11 protein-coding genes are annotated in these 15647 nt (G+C 65.4%); 3 read left to right on the top strand and 8 right to left on the bottom strand.

Annotated features, from left to right (window positions below):
* Positions 1-2787 (top strand): malto-oligosyltrehalose synthase, encoded by a 2787-nt coding sequence (gene treY, locus QRQ56_RS28430; RefSeq protein ID WP_438744490.1) that lies wholly within the window; start codon positions 1-3, stop codon positions 2785-2787.
* Between the two features lie 3 nt (positions 2788-2790).
* Here treY and QRQ56_RS28425 read toward each other — a convergent pair whose 3' ends face one another.
* Positions 2791-3108 carry a polyhydroxyalkanoic acid system family protein gene (locus tag QRQ56_RS28425; RefSeq protein WP_438744489.1) on the bottom strand — a complete coding sequence of 106 codons (318 nt, stop codon included), beginning with the start codon at positions 3106-3108 and terminating at the stop codon, positions 2791-2793.
* Between the two features lie 182 nt (positions 3109-3290).
* Between QRQ56_RS28425 and QRQ56_RS28420 the strand changes: the two genes are divergently transcribed.
* Positions 3291-3455, top strand: a complete 165-nt coding sequence (locus tag QRQ56_RS28420) for a DUF3309 family protein (RefSeq protein ID WP_007595743.1) — start codon at positions 3291-3293, stop codon at positions 3453-3455.
* Positions 3456-3578: 123 nt separating this feature from the next.
* Here the strand turns inward: QRQ56_RS28420 and ligD are convergent, their stop codons facing one another.
* On the bottom strand, positions 3579-6254 hold the full coding sequence (gene ligD / locus QRQ56_RS28415; protein ID WP_438744488.1) for a DNA ligase D: 2676 nt from the start codon (positions 6252-6254) through the stop codon (positions 3579-3581).
* A 118-nt stretch (positions 6255-6372) separates the two neighbouring features.
* Between ligD and QRQ56_RS28410 the strand changes: the two genes are divergently transcribed.
* Entirely contained in the window at positions 6373-7260 is an 888-nt protein-coding gene (locus QRQ56_RS28410; protein ID WP_438744487.1) for a Ku protein, read from the top strand.
* 118 nt (positions 7261-7378) lie between these two features.
* Here QRQ56_RS28410 and QRQ56_RS28405 read toward each other — a convergent pair whose 3' ends face one another.
* The 6 genes from QRQ56_RS28405 to QRQ56_RS28380 all read right to left on the bottom strand — a co-directional run bounded on the left by QRQ56_RS28405 (position 7379) and on the right by QRQ56_RS28380 (position 15630).
* On the bottom strand, positions 7379-8068 hold the full coding sequence (locus QRQ56_RS28405) for a response regulator (protein ID WP_438744486.1): 690 nt from the start codon (positions 8066-8068) through the stop codon (positions 7379-7381).
* Positions 8065-10785 (bottom strand): DUF4118 domain-containing protein, encoded by a 2721-nt coding sequence (locus QRQ56_RS28400; RefSeq protein ID WP_438744485.1) that lies wholly within the window; start codon positions 10783-10785, stop codon positions 8065-8067. The genes QRQ56_RS28405 and QRQ56_RS28400 overlap by 4 nt, the downstream gene beginning before the upstream one ends.
* A gap of 40 nt (positions 10786-10825) precedes the next feature.
* Positions 10826-11431 (bottom strand): K(+)-transporting ATPase subunit C, encoded by a 606-nt coding sequence (locus tag QRQ56_RS28395; RefSeq protein WP_438744484.1) that lies wholly within the window; start codon positions 11429-11431, stop codon positions 10826-10828.
* A gap of 161 nt (positions 11432-11592) precedes the next feature.
* A complete protein-coding gene (gene kdpB / locus QRQ56_RS28390; protein ID WP_438744483.1) occupies positions 11593-13707 on the bottom strand; it encodes a potassium-transporting ATPase subunit KdpB in 2115 nt (704 codons plus the stop codon).
* A gap of 17 nt (positions 13708-13724) precedes the next feature.
* A complete protein-coding gene (gene kdpA, locus QRQ56_RS28385) occupies positions 13725-15428 on the bottom strand; it encodes a potassium-transporting ATPase subunit KdpA (protein WP_438744482.1) in 1704 nt (567 codons plus the stop codon).
* Positions 15429-15540: 112 nt separating this feature from the next.
* Positions 15541-15630 (bottom strand): K(+)-transporting ATPase subunit F, encoded by a 90-nt coding sequence (locus tag QRQ56_RS28380; RefSeq protein WP_035698142.1) that lies wholly within the window; start codon positions 15628-15630, stop codon positions 15541-15543.
* Positions 15631-15647 lie beyond the last annotated feature (17 nt).

Genomic DNA, 15647 nt, shown 5'->3' with positions numbered 1-15647 from the left:
ATGCCTCCCGCCATTCCTCTTGCAACCTATCGGCTCCAGCTCACCGCGGATTTCGACTTCGACAAAGCCGCCGCCGTCGTGCCGTATCTGAAGGCGCTCGGCATCACGCATCTCTACACCTCGCCGGTGATGAAGGCGCGCAAGGGCTCGACCCACGGCTATGACACCGTCGATCACGGCCAGTTCAATCCGGAGCTCGGCGGCGAGGCCGGCTTTGGCCGGCTGAGCGACGCCCTCAAGGCAAACGACATCGGCCTCATCATCGATTTCGTGCCCAACCATGTCGGCGTTCATTTCGCCGACAATCCCTGGTGGCTGGACGTGCTGGAATGGGGCCAGGCCTCGCCGCACGCCATCTCCTTCGACATCGACTGGGACCTGTTGCCCTATCGCGCCCGCGGTGGCGTGCTGCTGCCGATCCTGGGCGCATCCTATGGCGAGGCGCTGGAGCGCGGCGACATCGAGCTGCGCTACGATGCCGCCGAAGGCAGTTTCTCCGCCTGGTATTTCGAGCATCGCTTACCCGTCGCGCCCGAGCGCTATGGCGAGATGCTGCGCATGATCGTCAAGGAAGCCGATGCCGCCGAGACGGAGGCCGGCCAGCGCCTGCTGTCGCTCGCGGCGCGCTACACCGGGCTGCGACGCCCCAACCGCAAGGAAGCGCCCGCCTTCAAGGCCGAGCTGAAGGAGATCGCAGGAGCCGCCGACATCATCGAACGCGGTCTTGCCGCCTATCGCGCCGGAAAGGACCGCCCCGCGCAGACGCTGGCGCTGCATCATCTGCTCGAGCGTCAGCACTACAAGCTTGGGCACTGGCGGCTCGCCTCCAGCGACATCAACTACCGGCGCTTCTTCGACGTCAACGGGCTCGCGGGCCTGCGCGTCGAGGACGCGAGCACCTTCGCCGCCACGCACCAGCTGGTGAAGCAGCTCGTCGCCGGCGGCAGGCTGCAGGGCATCCGGCTCGATCACATCGACGGCCTGCGCGACCCCGCGCAATATTGCCAGCGGCTGCGCCGGCTGGTCCGCGACGCGCAGGGCAACACCAAACCGTTCTACACCGTGATCGAGAAGATCCTGTGCGAGCACGAGCGCCTGCAACACTTCGCGGGCGTTCAGGGCACCACCGGCTATGAGTGGATGAACGTCATCACGCAGGTGCTGGTCGACGCGAAGGGGCTGGAGCCGCTGGACGAGACCTGGCGGCAGATCAGCAACCGCTCGCCACGGCTTGCGCCTTACGTCAAGGATGCCAAGCGGCGCGTGCTGGAGACGTTGCTGACCAGCGAATTCACGGTGCTGACGCGCCTGCTCGCACGCATTGCCAACGGGCATTACTCGACCCGCGACTTCTCCGCCGACAGCCTGCGGCAGGCGCTCGAGCTCTATGTGCTGCACTTTCCGGTGTACCGCACCTACCTGACCAATGGCGGACCGACGGCGCCCGACCGCAAGCTGATCGACGACACCATCGCGCGCGCCCGCGCGGAATGGTTCGCCGCGGACGAAGGCATTTTCGACTTTCTGCGCGATGCCCTGACCATGGAGTTGCTCAAGCCCGGACGCCCGCCGCACAGCGCCCCGCGCGTGCGCCGCTTCGCGCTGAAGGTGCAGCAATTCACCGGGCCGATGATGGCGAAGTCGCTGGAGGACACCGCCTTCTACCAATTCCACAGGCTGCTCGCGCTGAACGAGGTCGGCGGCGATCCCGCAAGCGCCGGCCTTTCGATTTCCGCCTTCCACGAGACCATGCGGACCCGCGCCAAGGAATGGCCGCTGGGAATGACGGCGACCGCCACGCATGACACGAAACGCGGCGAGGATGCCCGCGCGCGTATCGCGAGCTTGAGCGAAATCCCCGGCGAATGGACCAGCACCGTGGCGCGGTGGAAGGTGCTGAACGCGCCGCATCTGGCGCTCCGAGGCACCTTCCGCGCGCCATCGGCGACGTTCGAATACATGCTGTATCAGACCCTGCTCGGGGCCTGGCCGCTGCAGGGACCGCTCGATGCCGGTTTCGTCGAGCGCATCCAGGCCTATGCGCTCAAGGCTGCGCGCGAGGGCAAGGAAGAGACGAGCTGGCTCAATCCGCACGAGGCCTATGAGAGCGGCGTCAACAGCTTCATCGCGAAGATCCTCGATCCCGTGCAATCGGGCGAATTCCTGGATTCGCTGCAGACGATGGCCCGGCGCGTGGCGCTGCTGGGCGCGCTGAACGCCATGAGCCAGCTCACGCTGAAGGCGACGCTGCCCGGCGTGCCCGACTTCTATCAGGGCACCGAGTTCTGGGACTTGTCGCTGGTCGATCCCGACAACCGCCGTCCGGTCGACTTTGCCGCACGGCATTCGGCGCTGGGCTCACTGGACGATCCGGATTGGACCGACCTGATGAAGAGCTGGCCGGACGGCCTGATTAAGCTCGCGTGGACGCGGCGTCTTCTCAAGCTGCGCAACGAGCTCGCCGACGTGTTCGCGCAGGGCGACTACCAGCCGCTGGCGGTGCGCGGCACCCATGCCGATCATGTCATTGCCTTTGCCCGCCGCCACGGCCGCGCCGCCGCGATCGTCGTGGTCGGGCGTCATTTCGCGCCGTTCACGCAAGCGGGCCGGGAATGGCCTGCGCCGGAAAGATTTGACGCCACCGTCGACATCACCGGCTACAGCGCGCCGGGCCTCGCCGGCAACGACTTGCCGCTCGCGCAGGCATTCCGGGATTTTCCCGCTTTCGTCGTCGAAGCCCGCGCGGCCAATGCGATCAGGCCATCGCGGCCGCGCGTGCGCACCTGAAACTCACTTTCCGCCGTCCTTGGTCAGCAGCAACTGCCCACGCTTCTTGATCGTGGCCTGCGCCATCTCGGCAAAGCGCTGCAAAAGCCAGGGCAGCACGACCTGAACCTTGACATGGTCGTCCGCGACATCGACCTGCCCCGTCGCGATCTGCCCGAGCGCGCGAATGCGAAAGGCCATGCTGTCGCCGGTCCAGCGCTCCTCCTCGACCTGCATCACGGGGATGCTGGCCGCGGCGCGGCCGAGGCCGGTCTTGAGCCGGCGCGCCGCCTCTTCGCGGCCGAGCCGGTGCGGAATGGAAACGACGAGTGGTTCTGACATGGCCGTGCCCCGTGATGATTGATCCCTCACATAGTCATGCCGAGCGCACCTTCAAAGGTTCCATGCAAGTTGAGCCGCCGGGCCGTGTTTCATCGCGGGAACTTTAAAACATGCGGCAAGTTGCCCTCGCACCACGGGACAGGTGCAAACGTCCCTTCAATGAAGGGCTGGAGGAGATTCGCATGTCTATCGGCACGATCATTCTGATCATTCTGGTCATCGCCCTGCTGGGCGGATTCAGCGGCATCGGCGGTGGCCCGTTCTATGGCACCGGCTATTACGGCGGCGGCGGCCTCGGGCTCGTCATCGTCATCCTGCTGATCCTGCTGTTGCTGGGACGGATCTAGGCGATATCTCGTGGGGTGGGCAAAGGCGCTCTTGCGCCGTGCCCACCTTCTCGTCGTAACGAAGGAGACCGTGGGCACGCTTCGCTTTGCCCACCCTACGGGAGTTGCGCCCGTGGCAGCTATTTACTTCACTTTCCCCGCAAGCTTCTTTGCCGCCGACTTGATCGACGCCGCCGCATCGTCGTAGCCATCCCAGGCCTTCGAACGCGGCAGCAAGCCCGGCACGGTCCGCACCGTATATCGCTTGGGATCGAGATCGCCCTTTACCTGAGCCCAGGTCACCGGCATCGACACAGTCGCTCCCGCGCGGGCCCGCGGCGACAGCGGCGCAACCGCCGTCGACATGCGGTCGTTACGGAGATAGTCGAGGAAGATCTTCCCCTCGCGCAGCTTCTTGGACATGTTGAGCAGATAGCGTTCGGGATCGTCGTCCGCCATCCACTGGCAAACGCCCTGCGCGAACGCCTTGGCTTCCTTCCAGCTCACCTTGTCGCGTGCGCCGTGCAGCAGCGGCACCACCACATGCAGGCCCTTGCCGCCTGTGGTCTTGCAGAAGCTTTCCATGCCGATGTCGGCGAGCCGCTGGCGCATGTCCTTGGCGGCGTCCACGACGTCGGCGAATGCGACATCAGGCGCCGGGTCGAGGTCGAACACCAGTCGGCCCGGCGTATCGTAGGCGTTCGGCGCGCAATTCCAGGGATGCAGCTCGACGCCGCCGATCTGCGCGACGGCGGCAAGCCCCTCGACGCGGTCGATCTGCAAGTAAGGCTTGCGATCGCCGGAGACCTTGGCCAGCTCGAGCAGGCTCGAGGTGCCCTGCATGGCATGACGCTGGAAGAAGGTTTCCCCACCGATGCCGTCGGGCGCGCGCACGATCGAGCACGGACGCCCCTTCAGATGCTCGATCATCCAGCTGCCGATCGCCTGGAAATAGCGGGCGAGATCGAGCTTCGTCACGCCCTCGCCGTCGCCGCCATCGGGCCACAACTCCTTGTCCGGCTTGGAGATGACGACCCCCATCACCTCGGCCGTACCCGTGTTCTTCGACCGCTTGGCCGTTTTCGCCGCGCGCTTGCGCGCCTTGGGTTCTGCGAGCTTCGTGTCGACGGGCGTCTCCGCCTCAACCTCTTCGGCGGGCTTGTCCTGCCGCAGACCCTTGAACGCGGCCTGGCGGATATTGCCGTCGGCGGTGAAGCCGGCGAACTCGATTTCGGCGACGAGCTCCGGCTTCAGCCAGTGCACCTCGCGGCTCTTCTTCGGCGCGTTCTTGCCGCCGAAGGGACTTTCGTTGGCCGCCATGGCCTTCAACGAGGGCATGATGCGCTTGACCTTGTCGGCTCCGAAGCCGGTGCCGACCATGCCGACGAAAGCGAGATGATCGCCGCGATGCACGCCCGCCATCAGCGAGCGGAATTTGCCGTTTGTGGTCTTCCAGCCGCCGATCACGACCTCATGGCCCGCGCGGCATTTGGCCTTGGTCCAGCTCTCGGTGCGGCCGGATCGATAGGGCGCGTCCAGCTTCTTGGACACGACACCTTCCAGCTCGAGCTTGCAGGCCGATTGCAGCACGGCATCGCCGCCGCTCTCGAAATGCTCGACATAGCGAAGCTGGCTCGCCTTGCGCTTGCGTGCCTCCAGCAGCTTCTTGAGCTGCGTCTTGCGTTCGCTAAGCGGCAGGCGGCGATAGTCCTGCCCCTCGGCGAACAGCAGGTCGAAGGCGAAGAAGATCAACTCTTCGGTCTTGCCGTCCGACAGCGCCGCCTGGAGCGAGGAAAAATTCGGCGCGCCGTTGTGATCGAGCGCGACGATCTCGCCGTCGATCATCACATCCGGGAGCGTTGCAGCTTCTTTCGCGATCGCAGCGAACTTGTCGGTCCAGTCGAGGCCCTTGCGCGTCTTCAGCGTTGCCTCGCCGTCCTCGACCCGCAGCTGCACGCGATAGCCGTCGAACTTGATCTCGTGGCACCAGCCTTCGCTTCCCGGCGGCCGCTCCACCGAAGTGCAGAGCTGCGGCGCCACGAAGTCCGGCATCTCCGCGACCTTCCTGGCGTTGGTCGCGGTCGTGGCCTTCTTCGTCCTGCTCTTGGTGGCCTTGCCGGCTTTCAGCGCCGCGCGCGGCGCTGGCTTGACCGTGCGCCCCTTCGTCTCTTCGGCGCGGTTGGATTGCCAGACCGCGTCGGCCTTGCCCTTGGCGCCCTTCACCAGCATGAACGGCTTCGGCGCGCGGCCCTTGCCGCCAGCAATCTGCGCCATCGCGCGGCCGGAGGCGACCGACTTATCCTCCGCCAGAATATCCTCGTCCTCACTGGCATATTCGTCGCGATGCTTGATCAGGAGCCAGTTGGTGCGCTTGCCGCCGCTGCGGTCGTGCCGCATGCGGACCAACACCCAACTTCCCTGCAACTTGTCGCCATGCAGGGTGAACTTCAGATCACCCTTCTTGAAGCCGGCTTCCGGATCCTCCGATTCCCAGGTGCCGCGATCCCACAGCATGACCGTGCCGCCGCCGTATTGGCCTTCTGGAATCGTGCCTTCGAAATCGCCGTAGTCGAGCGGATGATCCTCGACCTCGACCGCCAGGCGCTTGTCGTGCGGGTCCAGCGAAGGCCCCTTCGTCACCGCCCAGGACTTGAACACGCCGTCGAATTCGAGCCTGAGGTCGTAATGCAGCCGGGTCGCGTCGTGCTTCTGGATCACGAAACGCCGTTGCTTCGAGGGCGCCACTGCGGTCTTGCCCGATGGCTCCGGGGTCTTCTCGAAATCGCGTTTCTTGCGGTAGGTGGAGAGTTTTTGCAGCACGACCGGTCCCGCTTTTCGTTCGGGGATTGAAGCCTATCACGGCCAAAGTCCCATCCGGAACCAAAACCCTGCGGCAGGGTTGGGGTTCCAAAATGCCTTGAAAACGCTGGAGAATGGAATGGCCCCGCGCGCCTATTGGAAGGGAACGTTGAAGCTGTCGCTGGTGAGTTGCCCGGTCGTGCTTTATCCGGCGACCACGTCTGCCGAGAAGACGCGGTTTCACCTGATCAACCGCGAGACCGGAAACCGGCTCAAGCAACAGATGATCGATTCCGAGACCGGCGACGTCGTCGAGAGCGACCAGAAGGGGCGCGGCTACGAGCTGCGCAAGGGCAAATATGTCGAGATCGAGCCCGAGGAGCTCGAGGCGGTCCAGATCGAGAGCAACCACACCATCGACATCGAGAGCTTCGTGCCGAGCGAGGAGATCGACCAGCGTTACCTCAACCATCCCTATTACATCGCGCCCGACGGCAAAGCCGCGGTCGATGCGTTTGCGGTGATCCGCGATGCCATGAAGGACCAGGACCGCGTGGCGCTTGCCAAGATCGTGCTCACCAATCGCGAGCACGTCATCGCGATCGAGCCGCTCGGCAAGGGCCTGCTCGGCACCACGCTGCGCTTTCCCTACGAGCTGCGCGAGGAGGATGAGTTCTTCGACGACATCAAGAGCCCGAAGGTCACCAAGGACATGGTCGAGCTCGCCAGCCATATCCTGCAGACCAAGGCGGCGCATTTCGACCCCGGCAAGTTCAAGGACGAGTACGAGACGGCGCTGAAAGCGCTGGTGAAGCGCAAGGCCAGCGGCAAGAAGATCGAGCTGGCCGAGCCCGAGGAGCGGCCGAGCAACGTCGTCAGCCTGATGGACGCGCTGAAGCAGAGCCTGAAAGGCGGCAGCCGTGGCAAAAAGACCGGGGCGAAGTCGCACGCGCGGCGCTCAACCGGCGGGCGGCGAGCCGCGAAGAAGACGCAGCGGTCGACGGCGCGACAGCGGAAGGCTGGGTAGCTCTCCTCGTCATTCCGGGGCGCCTCGAAGAGGCGAACCCGGAATCTCGAGGTTCTCAGGTGCGCAGGCGCGCACCATAGTTCGATGCTTCGCATCGCCCCGGAACGACGGCCGGTGCCTAATCCCCCGCCTTCAGCCTGTACCCGATCCCCGTCTCGGTCAGAACGAACTGCGGCCGCTCCGGGTCGGCCTCGATCTTCTGGCGAAGCTGGCGGACATAGACGCGCAGATATTGCGCGTCGGTCAGCTCGTCCCAGAGCTCCCTCAGCAGAAACCGGTGGGTCAGCACCTTGCCGGCGTGCTGCACCAGCACGCGCAGGAGATCGTACTCCTTCGGCGACAGCTTCACCTCGCGCTCGCCGACCTTGACGATGCGACGGACGAGATCGACCGAGAGATCGCCGGTGCGGAACACCGGGCGCTCGCCCTGGACCTGGAGTTGGTGGCGCAGCGCGGCGCGCAGGCGCGCCAACAGCTCCTCCATGCCGAACGGCTTGGTCAGATAGTCGTCGGCGCCGAGATCGAGCGCCTGCACCTTGCCGGCCTCGTCGCCCCGGCTCGACAGCACCACGATCGGGACGGCCTCGTTGCGGGAGCGGATGGTGCGCAGCAGCTCGTGGCCCTGCACATCGGGCAGGCCAAGATCGAGGATGATCAGCGCCGGCTCTTCAGCGAGCTTCTCCAGCGCAGTCTTGCCGTTCGGGGCTTCCAGTATCTCGTAGCCCTGCGTCGTCAGCCCCATCCGCAGCAATTTGCGGATCGGCGGCTCGTCGTCGATGACCAGGACCTTGATCGGGGCAGCGCTCATGCGGCGGTATCCAATGCGCTTCTCTCTGCCGGAACGGGAAGACGGATGGTGAGGACGGCGCCGCTCCGGTCGCTGCGGTTGGCGGCCGAGATCGTGCCGCGCAGCGCCTCCACGAAGCCGCGCGAGATGGCAAGACCAAGCCCCGTGCCGGGGCGGACGTGATCCCCCTTCTGCACGCGGTAGAACTTGTCGAACACGCTCTCTAGCTCGTCGGGCGGGATGCCGGTCCCCTCGTCGGAAATCTGGAGCACGACATGGTCGCTATCGCGCCGGCTGCGAATCGAGATCGTCGTGTCGGGCGGCGAGTATTTGGCGGCGTTGTCGAGCAGGTTGAACAGCGCCTGCTCGAACAGCACGGCGTCCAGCTCCAGCATCGGCAGGTCGGCCGCCAGCGCCAGCTCGACCTTGTGATGGACGAGGATCTTGCTCGCCCGCCGGAGCGCGCTGCCGACGATCTCGCCGAGATCATGCCGCGCCGTATTGGGCACGATGGCGCCGGATTCGAGCTTGGTCATGTCGAGCAGATTGGCGATGAAGCGGTTGAGGCGTTCGGACTCGTCGATCACTGTCGCGAGCAGATCGCGCTTCTCGGTGTCGGAGAGCGCGCCGGCGAGATCGCGCATGGTCGAGGCCGCGCCCAGAACCGAGGCGAGCGGCGTCTTCAGATCGTGCGAGATCGACGTCAGCAGCGCCGAGCGCAAGCGTTCGGACTCGACGGTGCGCTTGACGCGGTCCATGTCCTCGACCAGCAGCACGCGCTCGATCGCCAGTGCGCCCTGATCGACCAGCGCATCCAGCAGCCGGCCCTGGTCCGGCGTCAGCAGCGGCCCGGTGCGGTCGTTGTCGATCCCGATCACGCCGATCGACCCGCGCCCGGTGCGCATCGGCAGGAACAGCCGTTTGGCGCCCGGCAACGTATCCGAACCGCGGCCTGCGGGCCGGTCATTGCTCCAGGCCCAGTTGGCGGCGGCGAGATCGGCCTGGTCGAGATCGTCTTCCGGCGGATAGCCGGATTTCACCGTCAGGCGACCTTCGTCCGGCAGCAGCAGCACCACGCGGACCTTCAACATCAAGGCGATCTGATAGGCGGTGGCCCACAGCACGTCGTCCAGCGTCGCGGTGCCCGCGAGCTTGCGGCTGAAGGCATGAAGCTGCTCGGTCATCCTGATCCGGCCGATGGCGGCATCGGCCTGGACACGCACGCGCGCGGCGACGTTGGAGACGAGCATGGCGACCACCATGAACAGGAAGAACGCCGCGACGTTGGTCGGATCGGTGATCGTGAAGGTGTAGATCGGCGGGATGAAGAAGAAATTGTAGCAGAGCGAGGCCGTCACCGTCGCCAGCAGGGACGGCAACAAGCCGTAGCGCACGGCAACGGCCACGACCGAGGTGAGAAGAACGAGATCGACGTTCTCGATACCGAAATAGGGCTGGATCAACTTGGCGGCACCGAGGCCGATCAGCACCATCCCGAGAGCTTTGACATAGGGCAGCGGATTGAACGGCTCGGATTGCGCCGCGGTCTGTATCGCCGTCTTCACGTCCTCGGCCGACAATTCGTCGCCGGGGATGACGTGAACGCTGATATTGCCGGCACGACGAACCAGATCGTGCACGACCGAGCCGTGCAACAGCTCGAACCAGCGCGAGCGGGTCGACTTGCCGATCACGATCTGCGTGACGTTGTTGCCTTGCGCGAAGTTGATGACGTCTTCGGCGATACGGCGGCCGACCGCGGGAATGGTCAGCGCCTCGCCGCCGAGCGATTCCGCGAGCCGCAGCGTGTCGGCGAGCCGGTCGCGCTGCTGATCGGACAATTGCAGGGTTCGTCGCGTCTCGATCGAGATCGCGGTGAACGGCGCGTGCAGGCGGTCCGCCAACCGCTTGGTGTAGCGCACGAGCCCCGGAGCCCGCGGATCCTCGCTGACGCAGACGAGGATGCGCTCGCCCGCGGCCCAGGGGCCCGCGATGGCGTTCGCCTGCATGTGGTTGAGCAGCTGTTCGTCGACCCGTTCGGCCGTGCGCCGCAGGGCCAGCTCGCGCAGCGCGGTCAGATTGCCCGGCGAGAAATAATGCTCCAGCGCCCGCTCGGCCTGCCGGGGCACATATACCTTGCCCTCCTTCAGGCGCTGAATCAGATCGTCCGGCGTGAGGTCGATCAGCTCGATGGCATCGGCACGGTCGAACACGGAATCCGGCACCGTCTCGCGCACCCGCACATGGGTGATCTGGGCGACGACGTCGTTCAGGCTCTCGATATGCTGGATGTTGACGGCGGTGTAGACGTCGATACCGTGGGACAGCAATTCCTCGACGTCGAGATAGCGCTTGGGATGGCGGCTGCCGGCTGCGTTGGTGTGGGCGAGCTCGTCCACCAGCGCAATCCGCGGCCGGCGCGCGATCACCGCATCGAGGTCCATCTCCTCGACGATCTGGCCGCGGTAGTCGAGCCGCTTGCGCGGGACCATCTCGAGCCCGCGCACCAGCGCGTCGGTCTCGGCGCGGCCATGGGTCTCGACAAAGCCGACCACGACGTCGATGCCGGCCTTGCGCTTGGCGTGGGCGCTTTGCAGCATCTCATAGGTCTTGCCGACGCCGGGGGCGGCGCCGACGAAGATCTTCAGCTTGCCGCGCTCACCTTCCTCCCGGCGCGCAGCTTCCAGCAGCGCCTCGGGAGACGGACGTTGTTCGGGATCGCGGCGCTGTTGAACCATCAGGCCAATATAATCATCCGGGCAATCCCAGCCTAGACCGCTACTTCGCCGGCGCACGATCCAGCGCGAGATTCAGCGCCAGAACGTTAACCCTGGGTTCGCCGAGCAGGCCGAGCATGCGGCTCTGAACATTGGAGACCACAAGCTGCCTCACCGCGTCTTCCGGCAAATTCCGCGCCTTCGCCACCCGCGGCACCTGGAATTGCGCCGCTTCGGGCGAGATGTCGGGATCAAGCCCGCTGGCCGAGGTGGTGACCAGATCGACCGGGACGGCGGCGTTCGGATTCTCGCCCCTGAGCTTGTCCACATCTTCCTTGAGCCGGTCGGCCAGAGCCTTGCTGGTCGGGCCGAGATTGGAGCCGCCCGAATTGGCGGCGTTGTAGGGTGCCGGGACCGTCTTGGAGGAATCGTTGGGGTCCGGGGCCAGCGTCGCCGACAGGCGGCCGTGGAAGTATTTGTCCTCCTTGAATTCCTGCCCGATCAGGGCGGAGCCGACGACCTTGCCGTCCTTCTCGATCAGACTGCCTTGTGCCTGGGCCGGGAAGATCGCACCGGCAATCGCTGTCATCGCGAGCGGATAGGCGAGGCCCGTAATGGCGGTGAGTACCAGCAGGAGGACGATGGCGGGACGGATTTCTCTGAGCATGTGCTTTCTCCAATTTCTTCCGTTATTGCGAGGAGCGAAGCATCTCTGCAGTCGTTCCGGGGCGATGCGAAGCATCGAACCCGGAACCTCGAGATTCCGGGTTCGCCTCTACGAGGCGCCCCGGAATGACGGAGAGATTCGCTTCGCCCGCAATGACGAATTCAAGCCAAGTGCAGGGCGGTCACCACGAGGTCGATCGCCTTGATGCCAATGAAGGGAATGACGATGCCGCCGAGGCCGTAGATCAAGAGGTTACGACGGAGCAGCGCGCCGGCACCGACCGCCCGATAGGCGACGCCTTTCAGCGCCAGCGGAATCAACCCGATGATGATCAGCGCATTGAAGATGATCGCCGAGAGGATGGCGCTCTGCGGGCTCGAGAGGTTCATCACGTTCAGCACGTTGAGCTGCGGGTAGAACGCCAGGAACATCGCCGGGATGATCGCGAAGTATTTGGCGACGTCGTTGGCGATCGAGAACGTCGTCAGCGCGCCCCGTGTCATCAGGAGCTGCTTGCCGATCTCCACCACCTCGATCAGCTTGGTCGGGTTGGAATCGAGGTCCACCATGTTGCCGGCCTCGCGGGCGGCTTGCGTGCCCGTATTCATGGCAACGCCGACGTCGGCCTGCGCCAGCGCGGGCGCGTCGTTGGTGCCGTCGCCGCACATGGCCACCAGCTTGCCCTTGGCCTGCTCGTCGCGGATCAGCTTGAGCTTGTCTTCAGGGGTTGCCTGCGCCAGGAAGTCGTCGACGCCGGCCTCCGCCGCGATCGCAGCCGCCGTCATCGGGTTGTCGCCGGTGATCATGATGGTGCGGATGCCCATGCGGCGCAGCTCGGCGAAGCGCTCGCGAATGCCGCCCTTGACGATGTCCTTGAGCTGGATCACGCCGAGCAGCTTGCCGTCTTTGGCGACCGCCAGCGGCGTGCCGCCGGCTTTCGAGATCTCGTCGGCGATGGCCTGGACCTCGCGGCCGAGCTCGGAGAGCCCGCCGGGCTGAATGGCCCGCGCGGTGTTGCCGGAAGCGACCGCCAACGGCGCTCCGCCGCCGACGAAATTGAGCATCGCATCGACCGCGCCCTTGCGCACGGACGAGCCGCCGGCATCGACACCGCTCATGCGGGTCTGCGCCGTGAACGGGATGAACGTCGCGCCAAGCTCGGCCATGTCGCGGCCGCGGATGCCGTATTTCTCCTTCGCCAGCACGACGATTGAGCGGCCTTCCGGCGTCTCGTCGGCGAGCGAGGCGAGCTGGGCAGCATCGGCCAGCTCCTGCTCGGTCACCCCGCGCACCGGGCGGAAGGCAGTGGCCTGGCGGTTGCCGAGGGTGATGGTGCCGGTCTTGTCGAGCAGAAGCGTGTCGACGTCGCCGGCGGCCTCGACCGCACGGCCGGACATCGCCAGCACGTTGAAGCGCACCAGACGGTCCATGCCGGCGATGCCGATCGCCGAGAGCAGCGCGCCGATGGTGGTCGGGATCAGCGTCACGAACAAAGCGACCAGCACGATCACCGAGATCGAGCCGCCGGCATAGGCCGCATAACTCGGAATGGTGACGGTGGCGAACACGAAGATGATGGTGAGGCCGGCGAGCAGGATGTTGAGCGCGATCTCGTTCGGCGTCTTCGCCCGCTCCGCGCCCTCGACCAGCTTGATCATGCGGTCGATGAAGGTCGAGCCTTGCGCGGCCGTGATGCGGACGCGGATCCAGTCGGACAGCACCTGCGTGCCGCCGGTGACGGCCGAACGGTCACCGCCGGATTCGCGGATGACGGGTGCGGATTCGCCGGTGATGGCGGCCTCGTTGACGGAGGCGACTCCCTCGATCACCTCGCCGTCGGAGGGAATGGTGTCGCCGGCCTCGACCAGCACGATGTCGCCGACCTTCAGGCTTGTGCCCGGCACGAGCTTGAAGTCCTTGCCAGCGCCGCTCAGGAGCTTGGCCTGGCTCTCGGTGCGCGTCTTGCGCAGCGAATCGGCCTGCGCCTTGCCGCGGCCTTCGGCGACGGCCTCGGCAAAGTTCGCGAACAGCACCGTGAACCAGAGCCAGATGATGATCTGGAAGGTGAAGCCGAGGTTTGCGCCGCCTGTGACGAGGTCGCGCAGGAAGATCACCGTGGTGAGCGCGGCCACGATCTCGACCACGAACATCACGGGGTTCTTGATCATCAGCCGCGGGTCGAGCTTGGTGAACGAGCCGCGGATCGCCGGCATCACGATCTTGGGGTCGAGCATCGCCGAGACGGCAGCGCGCTTTTGCGATTTCAGGGTATCCATGGAGGTCGCTCCAACAATCAGAACAGGTTGCCGGCGTTCATCGCCAGATGCTCGACGATCGGGCCGAGCGCCAGCGCCGGGAAGAAGGTCAGGCCGCCCATGATCAGGATCACGCCGACGACGAGGCCGACGAACAGCCCGCCGGTGGTCGGGAACGTGCCCATCGACGGCGGGATCGATTTCTTCGCCGCAAGCGAGCCCGCGATCGCCATGGCCGGAACGATCATGAAGAAGCGGCCGACAAACATCGCGCTGGCGAGCGTGAGGTTGTAGAAGAAGGTGTTGCCGGTGAGCCCCGCGAAGGCCGAGCCGTTGTTCCCGGTCGCGGAGGTGAAGGCATAGAGCACCTCGGTGAAGCCGTGCGGGCCCGCATTCGCCATGGACGCGACGGCCGCCGGATAGACCACGCCGACAGCGGTCCAGCCCAGGATCATCAACGGCAGCACCAGGATGGCCAGCATCGCCATCTTGACCTCGCGTGCCTCGATCTTCTTGCCGACATATTCCGGGGTGCGGCCGACCATCAGCCCTGCGACGAAGATCGCCAGGATGACGAACAGCAGCATGCCGTACATGCCGGCGCCGACGCCGCCGACGATGATCTCGCCGAGCTCCATGTTGATCAGCGGGATCATGCCGCCGAGCGCGGTAAAGCTGTCATGCATCGCGTTGACCGCCCCGCACGAGGCGGCCGTGGTGATCACGGCGAACAGCGAGGACGCGACGATGCCGAAGCGGACCTCCTTGCCTTCCATGTTGCCGCCGGTCAGGCCCAGCGCCTGCAGCGTCGAGGTGCCGCTGGCTTCCGCCCAATAGGTGACGGCGACGCCGGCCAGGAATAGCACGCCCATCACAGCGAGGATCGCCCAGCCCTGGCGCTGGTTACCGACCATGCGACCGAACACGTTGGTGAGCGCCGCGCCCAGTACGAAGATCGAGAGCATCTGCACGAAATTCGAGAGCGCGGTCGGGTTCTCGAAGGGATGCGCAGCATTGGCGTTGAAGAAGCCGCCGCCATTGGTGCCCAGCATCTTGATCGCAACCTGCGAGGCCACCGGGCCGACCGCGATGGTCTGCTTGGCGCCCTCGAGCGTGGTTGCCTCGACATAGTCGCCGAGCGTCTGCGGCATGCCCTGCCAGACCAGGAACAGCGTGTAGACGATGCAGATCGGCAGCAGCACGTAAAGCGTACAGCGGGTGACGTCGACCCAGAAATTGCCGACCGTGCGCATCGAGGCACGCGAGAAGCCGCGGATCAGCGCCATCGCCAGTGCAATGCCGGTTGCCGCGGACAGGAAGTTCTGATGCGTCAGCCCGAGCATCTGGGTCAGATAGGACAGCGTGCTTTCGCCGCCGTAATTCTGCCAGTTGGTGTTGGTGATGAAGGAGACCGCGGTGTTGAAGGAGAGATCCTCGGCAACTGCGCCCTGCCCGGCCGGGTTGAACGGCAGCACGGCCTGCAGCCGCATCACGCCGTAGATCACGAGGAAGCCGCCGACATGGAACAGCAGCATGGCGACGGTATAGGTCAGCCAGTGCTGCTCGCGCTTCTCGTCGACACCGGACAGCCAGTAGATGCCGGCCTCGATCGGCCGCAGCACCGGCGACAGGAACGTCCGTTCGCTGCCGAACACGCGCGTCATGTACCAGCCGAGCGGCTTTGCGAGCGCGACGATGATGATGCAGAACAGAATGATCTGGAGCCAACCGATCATGGTCATGGTATCAACCCTTCAGACTTTGGGTCCGGCGCAAAAGCGGCAGGAGCAATGCCAGCAGGCCCGCGACAAGCACGGCGTCGGCCAACAGCAATTCGACAAGCAGCAGCACGGGTCAGAACCGCTCGGGCCGCAGCAGCGCGTAGGTGAGGTAGATCAAAAGACCGAACGAGACCGCACCGGCGAGCGCATAATCGAAGATCATGATCCGCTCCGTCACAG

It is taken from the genome of Bradyrhizobium sp. U531 (assembly GCF_051710265.1).
Taxonomy (GTDB): domain Bacteria; phylum Pseudomonadota; class Alphaproteobacteria; order Rhizobiales; family Xanthobacteraceae; genus Bradyrhizobium.
This window is presented reverse-complemented; position numbering and strand designations above follow the sequence as displayed.

What these genes read in the sequence shown, in the direction of transcription:
- QRQ56_RS28410 (WP_438744487.1), top strand. Translation starts at nt 6,373, where the DNA reads ATGGCCCCGCGCGCCTATTGGAAGGGAACGTTGAAGCTGTCGCTGGTG.
- kdpA (WP_438744482.1), bottom strand. Translation starts at nt 15,428, where the DNA reads ATGACCATGATCGGTTGGCTCCAGATCATTCTGTTCTGCATCATCATC.
- QRQ56_RS28405 (WP_438744486.1), bottom strand. Translation starts at nt 8,068, where the DNA reads ATGAGCGCTGCCCCGATCAAGGTCCTGGTCATCGACGACGAGCCGCCG.
- QRQ56_RS28425 (WP_438744489.1), bottom strand. Translation starts at nt 3,108, where the DNA reads ATGTCAGAACCACTCGTCGTTTCCATTCCGCACCGGCTCGGCCGCGAA.
- QRQ56_RS28380 (WP_035698142.1), bottom strand. Translation starts at nt 15,630, where the DNA reads ATGATCTTCGATTATGCGCTCGCCGGTGCGGTCTCGTTCGGTCTTTTG.
- QRQ56_RS28420 (WP_007595743.1), top strand. Translation starts at nt 3,291, where the DNA reads ATGTCTATCGGCACGATCATTCTGATCATTCTGGTCATCGCCCTGCTG.
- kdpB (WP_438744483.1), bottom strand. Translation starts at nt 13,707, where the DNA reads ATGGATACCCTGAAATCGCAAAAGCGCGCTGCCGTCTCGGCGATGCTC.
- treY (WP_438744490.1), top strand. Translation starts at nt 1, where the DNA reads ATGCCTCCCGCCATTCCTCTTGCAACCTATCGGCTCCAGCTCACCGCG.
- QRQ56_RS28400 (WP_438744485.1), bottom strand. Translation starts at nt 10,785, where the DNA reads ATGGTTCAACAGCGCCGCGATCCCGAACAACGTCCGTCTCCCGAGGCG.
- QRQ56_RS28395 (WP_438744484.1), bottom strand. Translation starts at nt 11,431, where the DNA reads ATGCTCAGAGAAATCCGTCCCGCCATCGTCCTCCTGCTGGTACTCACC.